This window comes from Serratia sp. JSRIV004, from assembly GCF_019968705.1.
Taxonomy (GTDB): Bacteria; Pseudomonadota; Gammaproteobacteria; order Enterobacterales; family Enterobacteriaceae; genus Chania; species Chania fonticola_B.
In genome coordinates, this window is sequence record NZ_CP074140.1 from 5,323,036 (window position 1) to 5,335,229 (window position 12,194).

The window sequence follows — 12,194 nt, forward strand, 5'->3', positions numbered from 1 at the left end:
AAACCTTACTGTGAACTGTGGGAATGGTTGCAATTCGCAACCTGAGAACAGGGTTTTAAGGCTGGTATTGCTGGCCTACTGCCAAAGCCGAACCCTGACCACCATGCCGCTGAAGATAGCCGCCGACGGCCTGCATGCCGTTCCAACGGTTTTCGCACCATAATGGTGCCAACAGGGTGGGCCGACGGGCGCTGGCCGAGATGCGGTGGTAGATAATCTCCTTCGGCGTATGGCGGATCATTTCCCCGGCGCTGAATGCGTAATCTTCCAGCGACAGCTCGGGCAAACGCCCCGCCTGCCAGGCTCGCGCCATGGTACTACCGGTGACAATGTGCAGCGGGTGCAGCTTGATGCCGTCTACCCCGCTCTCAGCCACCGCTTGCAGCGTAGCCAGATGATGTTGATGAGTCTCACCGGGCAGGCCAACGATCAGGTGGCTGCATACCTTCAGGCCGCGCTCCCGCGCCAGGCGGCTGGTCTGCTGGTAACAGGAGAAATTGTGGCCACGGTTGATGCGCTTTAGTGTTTTATCGTGCGCCGTTTGCAGCCCCAGCTCCAGCCACACCTCGAAGCCCTGCTCACGGTAGCCTGCCAGCAGATCGAGCGCCGCTTCCGGCACACAGTCTGGCCGGGTGCCGACACAGATACCCACCATCTCGGCCTGCGTCAGCGCCTGCCGATACATGTTGGCCAACAGTTCGACTTCGGCATAAGTGCTGGTATAGGCCTGGAAATAGGCCAGATAGCGCTTGGCCCGGTTAACCTTCTGCGCCTGAATGGCCAGTTGCTCCGCAATGCTTTGCTGCTGCATCTGTTCATCGGCAAAAGAGGCCACGTTGCAGAAAGTGCAGCCACCGCGCCCCAGCGTGCCGTCGCGGTTCGGGCAGCTAAACCCACCGTGCAGCGTGAGTTTGTGGATCTTCTCCCCATAACGGCGCTGAAGATCGCTACCAAACATATTGACTAATTGCGGCAACTGCATAATCTTGGTGTCTCTCTGTGTTTGAAGGCCGTTATGCTAATAAGAAACGGCTTTTCCCGCGATGACAGGGATCAACGCTTTTCCCCAAAGGCCGCCGTAGGCATAACTATTCATTATTAGTGCAAATAAAATCATTTTTATCTCGATGAAAGTTTCTAATCCTCAGCGCACTGTTAACAGCTTTATGACAAAGCGGTGAAAAATAGTTATAAACAACAATAAATATAAATTTACCAGAATAAAACTCTGGCATTGCCGCCAGCACTAGCATGGTGCAGAGATTCAGGCATTGCACTATAGTGAGACAGCTCACATTTTTGCGGCACTCCCCCTGCCTTTCCATCGAGCCAAAACCGTCTGAAAAAACTTATTTTTCATCATCATAAACCTCATGCAAGCCATCAAAATCCCTGTTAAGCCCATATTTGACCTGCGTATTCTTTCTCGCTAAGTTGGAGGTCCGCTGGAAGCTTTCTGGACGGGCAAACGTCTCGTCATAATTATGCAGTAATTTAAGACTCCCTCTTAAAACAAGTCATTTACCACTTGTGAGAACCGTCACGAGAGGCCATTGATGGAGGGCGGAAAAGCAGATTGGCGATATTAACCTTGCTGATTGGACTTCTGCCTGAAATTGAGCAGGCCCTTCGCAGTGGGTTGTAAGAGTCACACAGAGCCTGGGGAGGTTCACTGATATGCTGTACGATAAATCCCATGAGAGGGACAACTGTGGTTTCGGCCTGATCGCCCACATAGAAGGCGAACCTAGCCACAAAGTGGTGAGGACCGCTATTCACGCACTGGCCCGCATGCAACACCGTGGTGCAATTCTTGCTGACGGCAAGACTGGCGACGGTTGCGGCCTGTTATTGCAAAAGCCCGATCGCTTTTTCCGCATGGTGGCGGAAGAGCGCGGCTGGCGTTTAGCCAAGAACTACGCCGTTGGCATGATGTTCCTCAGCCAGAACGAAGAGGAAGCCCGTGCCAGCCGCCGCATTGTTGAAGAAGAGCTGCAGAACGAAACGCTGTCGATCGTCGGCTGGCGCGAAGTTCCTACCAACCCGGACGTTCTGGGTGAGATCGCCCTCTCTTCCCTGCCGCGTATTGAACAGATTTTCGTGAACGCCCCTGCGGGCTGGCGTCCACGCGATATGGAGCGCCGCCTGTTTGTAGCCCGTCGCCGTATCGAGAAGCGCGTCCAGGATGACAGCTTCTATGTGTGCAGTTTCTCCAACCTGGTGACGATCTACAAAGGTCTGTGCATGCCAGCCGATCTGCCACGCTTCTATCTGGATCTGGCCGACCTGCGGCTGGAATCGGCCATCTGCCTGTTCCACCAGCGCTTCTCAACCAATACCGTGCCGCGCTGGCCTTTGGCACAGCCGTTCCGCTATCTGGCGCACAACGGTGAGATCAACACCATCACCGGTAACCGCCAGTGGGCACGTGCCCGTACCTACAAGTTCCAGACCCCGCTGATCCCGGATTTGCAGGCCGCTGCGCCTTTCGTTAACGAAACCGGCTCCGACTCCAGCTCACTGGATAATATGCTGGAACTGTTGCTGGCAGGCGGTATGGATCTGATCCGTGCCATGCGTTTGCTGGTGCCACCGGCCTGGCAGAACAACCCGGATATGGACACCGATCTGCGCGCTTTCTTTGACTTCAACTCGATGCACATGGAGCCGTGGGACGGCCCGGCAGGCATCGTGATGTCCGATGGCCGCTACGCCGCCTGTAACCTGGACCGTAACGGTCTGCGTCCGGCGCGCTACGTCATCACCAAAGACAAGCTGATCACCTGTGCCTCAGAAGTCGGCATCTGGGATTACCAGCCGGATGAAGTCATCGAAAAAGGCCGCGTCGGGCCAGGCGAGCTGATGGTGATCGACACCCGCAGCGGCAAGATCCTGCACTCAGCTGAAACCGACAACGATCTGAAAAGCCGCCACCCGTATAAAGAGTGGATGGAGAAGAACGTTAAGCGTCTGGTGCCGTTCGAAGACCTGCCAGAAGATCAGGTGGGCAGCCGCGAGCTGGATGACGCCACGCTGGAAACCTACCAGAAGCAGTTCGGCTACAGTAGCGAAGAGCTGGACCAGGTGATCCGCGTACTGGGCGAGATCGGCCAGGAAGCCACCGGTTCGATGGGTGACGATACCCCGTTCGCCGTGCTTTCCAGCCGTCCACGCATCATTTATGACTACTTCCGCCAGCAGTTCGCTCAGGTCACCAACCCGCCGATCGATCCGCTGCGTGAAGCCCACGTCATGTCTCTGGCCACCAGCATCGGCCGCGAGATGAACGTATTCTGCGAAGCCGAAGGCCAGGCGCATCGTCTGAGCTTCAAATCGCCGATCCTTCTGTATTCAGACTTCAAGCAGCTCACTACGCTGGAAGGCGAATATTATCGTGCCGACACGCTCGATCTGACCTTCGATCCGGCGGAGCAGGATCTGGAACAGACCATCCATGCCCTGTGCAATGAAGCGGAACGTAAAGTCCGTGACGGCGCAGTGTTGCTGGTACTGTCCGATCGTGCCATCAGCAACCAGCGCCTGCCGGTGCCGGCGCCAATGGCGGTGGGGGCAATCCAGACCCGCCTGGTGGACAAAAACCTGCGCTGTGATGCCAACATCATCGTTGAAACCGCCAGCGCCCGCGACCCGCATCACTTCGCCGTGTTGCTGGGCTTTGGTGCCACCGCCATCTACCCGTATCTGGCCTACGAAACGCTGGCCAAGCTGGTCGACAGCCAGGCGATCGACAAGAAATACCGCGACGTGATGCTGAACTACCGTAACGGCATCAATAAAGGGCTGTACAAGATCATGTCCAAAATGGGCATCTCGACTATCGCCTCTTACCGCTGTTCCAAACTGTTTGAAGCCGTTGGCCTGCACCGTGACCTGTCCGATCTCTGCTTCCAGGGCGTGGTCAGCCGCATCGGCGGTGCCAGCTTCAGCGACTTCCAGCAGGATCTGCAAAACCTGTCCAAACGCGCCTGGCTGAAACGCAAGCCGCTGGATCAAGGTGGCCTGCTGAAGTTCGTCCACAACGGCGAGTACCATGCGTATAACCCAGACGTGGTGAACTCGCTGCAAAAAGCGGTGCACAGCGGTGAATACAGCGATTACCAGGCTTATGCCAAGCTGGTGAACGAGCGCCCGATTGCTACATTGCGCGACCTGCTGGCGATCACCCCGAAAGGCGCGCCGATCCCGGTCGATCAGGTTGAGCCCGCCGAATCACTGTTCAAACGCTTCGATACCGCCGCCATGTCCATCGGGGCACTCAGCCCGGAGGCTCATGAGTCGCTGGCGATTGCCATGAACAGCCTGGGCGGTTTCTCCAACTCCGGTGAAGGCGGTGAAGATCCGGCGCGCTACGGCACCAACAAGGTGTCCCGGATCAAGCAGGTGGCCTCTGGCCGCTTCGGCGTGACGCCAGCCTATCTGGTGAACGCCGACGTGATCCAGATTAAGGTCGCCCAAGGTGCCAAGCCGGGTGAAGGCGGTCAGTTGCCTGGCGATAAGGTCACGCCGTATATCGCCAAACTGCGTTATTCGGTGCCGGGCGTGACCCTGATCTCACCTCCGCCGCATCACGATATCTATTCGATTGAAGATTTGGCACAGCTGATTTTCGATCTGAAACAGGTGAACCCGAAGGCAATGATTTCGGTGAAGCTGGTTTCCGAGCCGGGCGTGGGCACCATTGCCACCGGCGTAGCGAAAGCCTATGCCGATCTGATCACCATTGCCGGTTACGACGGTGGCACCGGTGCAAGCCCATTATCTTCAGTTAAATATGCTGGCTGCCCATGGGAGCTTGGCCTGGTAGAAACCCAGCAGGCACTGGTGGCCAACGGCCTGCGCCACAAGATCCGCCTGCAGGTGGATGGTGGCCTGAAAACCGGCGTGGACATTGTCAAAGCAGCCATTCTGGGTGCAGAGAGCTTTGGCTTCGGCACCGGCCCGATGGTGGCGCTGGGCTGTAAATACCTGCGTATCTGCCACTTGAACAACTGCGCGACCGGCGTAGCAACTCAAGATGAAAAACTGCGCCGCGATCACTATCACGGCCTGCCAGAGCGCGTGACCAACTACTTCCAGTTTATCGCTCGGGAAACCCGCGAGATCATGGCTACGCTCGGCGTCAGCCAACTGGTCGATCTGATTGGCCGCACCGAGTTCCTGACCGAGCTCGACGGGATCTCCGCCAAGCAGAACAAGCTGGACCTGTCTCCATTGCTGAAAACTGCCACACCGCACGCGGGTAAAGCCCTGCACTGCACCGAAAGCAGCAACCCACCGTTCGATCAGGGCGTGCTGAACAAGGAGCTGATGGCACAGGCGCAACCGCATATTGAGGCCAAGCACAGCAAGACCTTCTATTTCGATATCCGTAACACCGATCGTTCCGTCGGCGCGACCTTGTCAGGGGCTATTGCCACGCTGCACGGCGACCAAGGGATGGCCGCCGATCCGATCAAGGCGCATTTCTCCGGTACTGCAGGCCAGAGCTTCGGCGTGTGGAATGCCGGCGGCGTTGAGCTGACCCTGACCGGCGATGCTAACGACTATGTCGGTAAAGGGATGGCCGGTGGCCGTATCGCCGTGCGTCCTCCGGTGGGCTCTGCCTTCCGCAGCCACGAAGCCAGCATCATCGGCAACACCTGCTTGTACGGCGCAACCGGTGGCAAGCTATTCGCTGCAGGCCGTGCCGGGGAGCGTTTCGCCGTGCGTAACTCCGGGGCAATTACCGTGGTTGAAGGCATTGGCGATAACGGCTGTGAATACATGACCGGTGGCATCGTCTGCGTCTTGGGCAAGACCGGCATCAACTTTGGTGCGGGTATGACCGGCGGCTTCGCCTATGTACTGGATGAAGATGGCGAGTTCCGCAAACGCGTCAACCCGGAACTGGTGGAAGTGCTGGACGTCGATCAACTGGCGATCCATGAAGAGCACCTGCGCGGTTTGATCACCGAACACGTGCAGTTGACCGGTTCATCACGGGCAGAAGAGATCTTGGCTAACTGGCCGGTTTGGGCGCCGAAGTTTGCGCTGGTCAAACCGAAGTCCAGTGATGTCAAAGCATTGTTGGGTCACCGTAGTCGTTCCGCAGCCGAGCTGCGGGTTCAGGCGCAGTAAGGGGTCATTGAATGAGTCAGAACGTTTATCAATTTATCGACCTGCAGCGCGTTGATCCGCCAAAAAAACCGCTGAAGATCCGCAAAATTGAGTTTGTAGAGATCTATGAACCCTTTTCGGAAACCCAGGCGAAATCGCAAGCCGACCGTTGTCTGTCCTGTGGCAACCCCTATTGCGAATGGAAATGCCCGGTTCACAACTATATTCCGAACTGGCTGAAGCTGGCGAATGAAGGCCGCATCATGGAGGCGGCGGATCTGGCACACCAGACCAACAGCCTGCCGGAAGTGTGTGGCCGCGTTTGTCCGCAAGATCGCCTGTGCGAAGGTTCCTGTACCCTGAACGACGAGTTTGGCGCGGTGACCATCGGCAATATCGAGCGTTACATCAGCGATAAAGCCATCGAGATGGGCTGGAAGCCGGATATGTCCCACGTGCACCCAACCGGTAAGCGGGTAGCCGTTATTGGCGCTGGCCCGGCGGGCCTGGCCTGTGCGGACGTATTGACCCGTAACGGCGTCAAAGCGGTGGTTTACGATCGTCATCCAGAGATCGGAGGTTTGCTGACCTTCGGCATCCCGGCCTTTAAGCTGGAAAAAGAGGTGATGGTAAAACGCCGTGGCATCTTCAGCGAGATGGGTATCGAGTTCCAACTCAATACCGAGGTCGGCAAAGACATCACCATGGATGCGCTATTGAGCGAATACGATGCGGTGTTCCTCGGCGTAGGTACCTACCAATCAATGCGTGGTGGATTGGAGAACGAAGATGCACCTGGCGTGTACGATGCGCTGCCGTTCCTGATCGCCAACACCAAGCAGCTGATGGGCTACCAACCAGAACAACACGAGCCGTATGTCAGCATGGAAGGCAAGCGTGTGGTCGTGCTGGGCGGTGGTGACACCGCCATGGACTGCGTACGCACCTCCATTCGTCAGGGCGCGACTCAGGTCATCTGTGCCTATCGCCGGGATGAAGCGAACATGCCGGGTTCCAAACGCGAAGTGAAGAATGCGCGTGAGGAAGGGGTCGAGTTCCAGTTCAACCTACAGCCGTTGAGCATTGAGCTTAACAGCGCGGGGCGCGTTGCTGGCGTCAAGATGGTGCGCACTCAGTTGGGTGCCCCGGATGCCAATGGCCGCCAGGTTGCCGAACAGGTACCTGGATCCGAGCACGTGATCGACGCCGATGCGGTGGTGATGGCCTTTGGCTTCCGCCCACACCAGATGGACTGGTTGGCCGCGCACGATGTGCAGTTGGACAAGCAGGGCCGCATCGTCGCACCGGAATCGGTCGATAACGCCTTCCAGACCAGCAATCCGAAAATCTTCGCTGGTGGCGATGCGGTTCGCGGTTCCGATCTGGTGGTTACCGCGATTGCCGAAGGGCGCAAAGCTGCCGAAGGCATCATGTGTTATCTGGAAGTGTGATTTAAACCTCTACGTTCTCCCAAAGGGTCGGCTTGCCGGCCCTTTGCTTTTACCTTCCAGATAACCAACTTGCCGATCGACAGACAATAAAAAAGGCGCAACCTGAGTTGCACCTTTTTCCCTGCCTGCCGTAGCTTACTTCACGACACGCAACGCCGGACGTCCACCACCGCGTGGCGGCTGAGGCGGTTCATCATCAGGGCCGTTATCGTCTTCCAAGCTATCCTGACGATCGCTATCAACCACTGACATCAGGCTACCCGTAGGGCTAGACACCTCTTCCAGCCCTTCGAAAGCCCCTTCATCTTCATACTTGGCTTCCGGTTCAAACAGGGTACCAGCCCCGTTCTCCCGCGCATAAATCGCCAGCACGGCCGCCATTGGCACCAGCACCTGACGAGGAACGCCACCAAAGCGCGCGTTGAAGGTCACTTCGTCGTCGCCCAATTGCAGGTTGCCTACGGCACGCGGAGCAATGTTCAGCACAATCTGACCATCGCGTGCAAATTCCATCGGAACCTGCACGTCTGGGCGCATCACGTCCACGACCAGATGCGGAGTCAGTTGGTTATCCAACAGCCAGTCATAGAATGCCCGCAAAAGATAAGGACGGCGCGGGGTCATCTGAGACATATCCATGATGCTTAGCCCCGAGTCTGCAGGCGCATTTCGCGCTCGGCTTCGGTCAGAGAGGCCAGGAATGCATCACGCTCGAAGACACGGGTCATGTAACCTTTCAGTTCTTTGGAGCCAGCACCGCTCAGTTCGATACCCAGCTGCGGCAAACGCCACAGTAGCGGGGCCAGGTAGCAGTCTACCAGGCTGAACTCTTCGCTCATGAAATACGGGGTCTGGCCGAAGATTGGCGCAATCGCCAGCAGTTCTTCGCGCAGTTGGCGGCGTGCTGATTCAGCTTCCTGGCCGCTGCTCTGCTCGATTTTGTACATCAGCGTGTACCAGTTTCTCTCGATACGCAGCATCATCAGACGGCTTTCACCGCGTGCCACCGGATACACCGGCATCAACGGCGGGTGAGGGAAACGCTCATCAAGGTATTCCATGATGATACGGGATTCATACAGCGTCAGCTCGCGATCGACCAACGTCGGTACCGTTTGGTATGGGTTGAGGTCGATCAGATCCTGCGGCAGATTATCGGGTTCTACCTGCTCGATCTCGACGCTGACGCCCTTTTCCGCCAGTACGATACGTACTTGATGGCTAAAGATGTCGGTCGGGCCAGAGAACAGCGTCATTACCGAACGTTTGTTGGCAGCGACAGCCATGAAAACCTCCAAGTTATCTAGAAAATACGGCGAATAGCCAAAATATCCATCACTCCACGAGCCATTGCGTTGTTGCCGCCTGGCTACGACGTGAAATTGATTGGGTATCTCAGGCTGCTATCCTGAATAATCGTGACCGCAAGCCCGCAGCTCACAGATAAACCTTAGGTCTGGAAAACGGCCTCGGAGGTAGACTGACAGCACTGCACGGCGAACAGGCGCAAAAGTGGGTGATAGTTTACCAGATTTTGACTGTTTTGTGGTGGCTATGCGTTGATTTATCACCTAGCCCACTGATTTTAATAAAGTTTAATCTGATTGCAGGCATAAAAAAACCCGCCGAAGAGGCGGGTTTTTCGCGTAAATCGTCCTGCCGAAGCAGAAAAAATTAACGCTTGGAGAACTGCGGACGGCGACGTGCTTTACGCAGACCGACTTTCTTACGCTCAACTTTACGCGCGTCACGAGTGACGAAGCCAGCTTTACGCAATTCACCACGCAGAGTCTCGTCGTACTCCATCAGTGCACGGGTGATACCGTGACGGATAGCGCCAGCTTGACCAGAGATGCCACCACCTTTAACGGTGATGTACAAATCGAATTTGCCAACCATGTCGGTCAGTTCCAGCGGTTGACGAACTACCATGCGGGCAGTTTCGCGACCGAAGTACTGTTCCAGGCTACGCTGGTTAATAACGATGTTACCACTGCCCGGCTTGATAAAAACGCGAGCGGCGGAGCTTTTGCGGCGACCAGTGCCGTAGTATTGATTTTCAGCCATTGCCTATAATCCCGATTAGATGTCAAGAACTTGCGGTTGCTGTGCCGCGTGAGTGTGCTCGGTGCCCGCGTAAACTTTCAGTTTACGGAACATTGCACGACCCAACGGACCCTTTGGCAGCATGCCTTTAACCGCGATTTCAATCACGCGCTCAGGACGGCGGGCAATCATCTCTTCAAAGGTCGCTTGCTTGATACCACCGATGTGGCCGGTGTGGTGGTAATACACCTTGTCTGTACGCTTGTTGCCGGTTACAGCAACTTTTTCTGCGTTCAGAACGATGATGTAGTCACCGGTATCAACGTGCGGGGTGTATTCCGCTTTATGCTTGCCGCGCAGACGACGAGCCAGTTCAGTAGCGAGACGGCCTAAAGTTTTACCGTCTGCATCAACAACATACCAGTCACGTTTTACGGTTTCTGGTTTAGCTGTAAAAGTTTTCATTAGAAAGCTTACCCAATAATTTAGTTACACGTAGGTGTTCACCCAACGCTCGAAAACAGTTGAGGCTCACACGACCATACAAGTCCAGCAAACCTACCCCTTCGAATAGCCATTGCCGGCACTATACAAAGTTTTGGGAAAAAAACTTTGTTGTAACGTGGGGTCGCAAGATTATAGAGAAGTCGCTCACAAAGGTCGACCTGTTTTTACCGGGAAAACGGATTTAGCGCAGGGGACCGATTTGGCAACGATAATCGGGGGCGAAACTGGGCCTGAAAGCCAGGCCCGAACGCCGTTTACGGCAGATGAGGCAGCTTCAGATACTCCTCGCTCTGCATCTCCTGCAGGCGGGACAGGCAACGCTGAAACTCGAACTTCAGCTGTTCACCCTGGTAGATCTCGAACATCGAGGCTTCGGCGGCGATCACCAGTTTGACATGGCGCTCGTAGAATTCGTCCACCAGCGCCAGGAAGCGGCGGGCGGTATTTTCCTTCAGCGGCCCCATAATGCGCACATTATACAGCATCACGCTGTGATAGAGGCGTGACAACGCGATGTAATCCAGTTGGCTACGCGGCTCTTCACACAGGGTATGAAAATCGATCGCCAATACCCCTTCCACCGCGCGCAAGGTGGGCATTGGCCGGTGATTGATTTGCAGCACCGGAGCTTCTTCCCCGGCGTGGCCCGCCAGCTTGAGGAAGATGTGGTCCATCGTGTCCTGCGTTTGCTGGTTGAGCGGGGTCAGATACAGATGGGCCTGCGTCAGGGTACGCAAGCGATAATCGATGCCTGCATCCACGTTCATCACGTCGCAATACTCGTTGATCAAATCGATCGCCGGTAGGAAGCGTGCGCGTTGCAGCCCGTTACGATACAGATTGTCCGGAATAATGTTAGAGGTAGCCACCAGCGTAATACCGCGAGCGAACAGCGCCTGCAACAGCGTTGCCAGCAGCATGGCGTCGGTAATGTCGGAGACAAAGAACTCGTCAAAACACAGCACGTCCGTTTGCGCCTTGAAGCCGTCTGCGACGATCTCCAGCGGGTTTTCCTGCCCTTGCAGCTCCGTCAGCTCTTCGTGCACCCGCAGCATAAAGCGGTGAAAGTGCAGCCGCAGTTTGCGATCGCCGGGCAGGCTGTGGAAAAACAGGTCCATCAGCCAGGTTTTACCCCGGCCAACGCCGCCCCACATATACAGCCCCTGCACCGGCCGCTGCGTGGTGGTTTCCTCACTCTTACCTAACCAACGGCTAAGCAGGTTACGACGCTTGCCAGCGTTAGCGGCGGCAGGAGCCGGGAGCTGCTGCAACGCCTGATAGATCTGATCCAACTGCGTGACGGCCTGGCGCTGAACCGCATCGGCCTGATATTCCCCCGCATCCAGCGCCTGCTGGTAGCGTGATAACGGTGACTGTGCCTGCATGTATTCGCAATCCCTAACAACGCTGAGAATTTATTTATCCAATTTTCGCGGCGGATGGCAGCCGCTTAGCACCCTGATCGCCACATTTATCGGCGTTGTACCCCAAGAAAACCCCTGCAAACTGCAGGTATTGGCTTATCAGGATTCCACTCGGACAAGGTTAACGGTTATAGTGGATATTATTAAGTGAAAAATCCCTGCGGAACAACGAAGTCAAAATAGGAGTCATCATGACCTGGGAGTATGCGCTGATTGGTTTGGTGGTCGGTATCGTGATCGGTGCGGTAGCGATGCGTTTTGGTAACAGTAAATTACGTCAGCAACAGGTGCTGCAAAACGAACTGGATAAAAGCAAAACCGAGCTTGAAGAGTACCGTCAGGAGCTGGTTGGCCATTTTGCCCGCAGTGCTGAACTGCTGGATAACATGGCGCGCGACTATCGTCAGCTGTATCAGCATATGGCGAAAAGCTCCAACAACCTGCTGCCGGATCTGCCGATGCAGGACAACCCGTTCCGCTATCGTCTGACCGAAGCGGAAGCGGATAACGATCAGGCGCCAGTGGAAATGCCACGTGATTACTCCGAAGGGGCCTCCGGCCTGCTGCGCGGCGCTCCACGCGGTAACTGATTCCCCGTTATACTGACCCGTGGGGCGATCCCACGGGTTGTTCACTTTGTTCGTCCCTA

Annotated in this window: 9 protein-coding genes; 3 read left to right on the plus strand and 6 right to left on the minus strand. The window is 56.0% G+C overall.

The window, feature by feature from the left end; translation table 11 throughout:
- Positions 1-55 precede the first annotated feature (55 nt).
- The gene (locus tag KGP21_RS25250; RefSeq protein ID WP_021806946.1) at positions 56-982 is read right to left on the minus strand and encodes a TIGR01212 family radical SAM protein; all 927 of its coding nucleotides are present in this window, start codon (positions 980-982) and stop codon (positions 56-58) included.
- Positions 983-1,677: 695 nt separating this feature from the next.
- Here KGP21_RS25250 and gltB point away from each other — a divergent pair.
- Both gltB and KGP21_RS25260 read left to right on the plus strand, forming a co-directional pair.
- Positions 1,678-6,138 (plus strand): glutamate synthase large subunit, encoded by a 4,461-nt coding sequence (gene gltB, locus KGP21_RS25255; RefSeq protein WP_021806947.1) that lies wholly within the window; start codon positions 1,678-1,680, stop codon positions 6,136-6,138.
- Positions 6,139-6,149: 11 nt separating this feature from the next.
- Positions 6,150-7,568 carry a glutamate synthase small subunit gene (locus KGP21_RS25260; protein WP_021806948.1) on the plus strand — a complete coding sequence of 473 codons (1,419 nt, stop codon included), beginning with the start codon at positions 6,150-6,152 and terminating at the stop codon, positions 7,566-7,568.
- 135 nt (positions 7,569-7,703) lie between these two features.
- Here KGP21_RS25260 and sspB read toward each other — a convergent pair whose 3' ends face one another.
- From sspB to zapE, 5 genes are all read right to left on the minus strand, one after another.
- Entirely contained in the window at positions 7,704-8,207 is a 504-nt protein-coding gene (gene sspB / locus KGP21_RS25265) for a ClpXP protease specificity-enhancing factor (RefSeq protein ID WP_037376229.1), read from the minus strand.
- 5 nt (positions 8,208-8,212) lie between these two features.
- The gene (sspA, locus tag KGP21_RS25270; RefSeq protein WP_021180676.1) at positions 8,213-8,854 is read right to left on the minus strand and encodes a stringent starvation protein SspA; all 642 of its coding nucleotides are present in this window, start codon (positions 8,852-8,854) and stop codon (positions 8,213-8,215) included.
- A 388-nt stretch (positions 8,855-9,242) separates the two neighbouring features.
- On the minus strand, positions 9,243-9,635 hold the full coding sequence (rpsI, locus tag KGP21_RS25275; protein ID WP_021180677.1) for a 30S ribosomal protein S9: 393 nt from the start codon (positions 9,633-9,635) through the stop codon (positions 9,243-9,245).
- Between the two features lie 15 nt (positions 9,636-9,650).
- Entirely contained in the window at positions 9,651-10,079 is a 429-nt protein-coding gene (gene rplM / locus KGP21_RS25280; RefSeq protein ID WP_021180678.1) for a 50S ribosomal protein L13, read from the minus strand.
- 296 nt (positions 10,080-10,375) lie between these two features.
- Positions 10,376-11,506 carry a cell division protein ZapE gene (zapE, locus tag KGP21_RS25285; protein WP_021180679.1) on the minus strand — a complete coding sequence of 377 codons (1,131 nt, stop codon included), beginning with the start codon at positions 11,504-11,506 and terminating at the stop codon, positions 10,376-10,378.
- Positions 11,507-11,736: 230 nt separating this feature from the next.
- Between zapE and zapG the strand changes: the two genes are divergently transcribed.
- Positions 11,737-12,135 (plus strand): Z-ring associated protein ZapG, encoded by a 399-nt coding sequence (gene zapG / locus KGP21_RS25290; RefSeq protein WP_021180680.1) that lies wholly within the window; start codon positions 11,737-11,739, stop codon positions 12,133-12,135.
- Positions 12,136-12,194 lie beyond the last annotated feature (59 nt).

Excerpts from the sequence above, each read along its gene's own strand:
- KGP21_RS25250 (WP_021806946.1), bottom strand. The coding sequence starts at position 982 with ATGCAGTTGCCGCAATTAGTCAATATGTTTGGTAGCGATCTTCAGCGC.
- gltB (WP_021806947.1), top strand. The coding sequence starts at position 1,678 with ATGCTGTACGATAAATCCCATGAGAGGGACAACTGTGGTTTCGGCCTG.
- KGP21_RS25260 (WP_021806948.1), top strand. The coding sequence starts at position 6,150 with ATGAGTCAGAACGTTTATCAATTTATCGACCTGCAGCGCGTTGATCCG.
- sspB (WP_037376229.1), bottom strand. The coding sequence starts at position 8,207 with ATGGATATGTCTCAGATGACCCCGCGCCGTCCTTATCTTTTGCGGGCA.
- sspA (WP_021180676.1), bottom strand. The coding sequence starts at position 8,854 with ATGGCTGTCGCTGCCAACAAACGTTCGGTAATGACGCTGTTCTCTGGC.
- rpsI (WP_021180677.1), bottom strand. The coding sequence starts at position 9,635 with ATGGCTGAAAATCAATACTACGGCACTGGTCGCCGCAAAAGCTCCGCC.
- rplM (WP_021180678.1), bottom strand. The coding sequence starts at position 10,079 with ATGAAAACTTTTACAGCTAAACCAGAAACCGTAAAACGTGACTGGTAT.
- zapE (WP_021180679.1), bottom strand. The coding sequence starts at position 11,506 with ATGCAGGCACAGTCACCGTTATCACGCTACCAGCAGGCGCTGGATGCG.
- zapG (WP_021180680.1), top strand. The coding sequence starts at position 11,737 with ATGACCTGGGAGTATGCGCTGATTGGTTTGGTGGTCGGTATCGTGATC.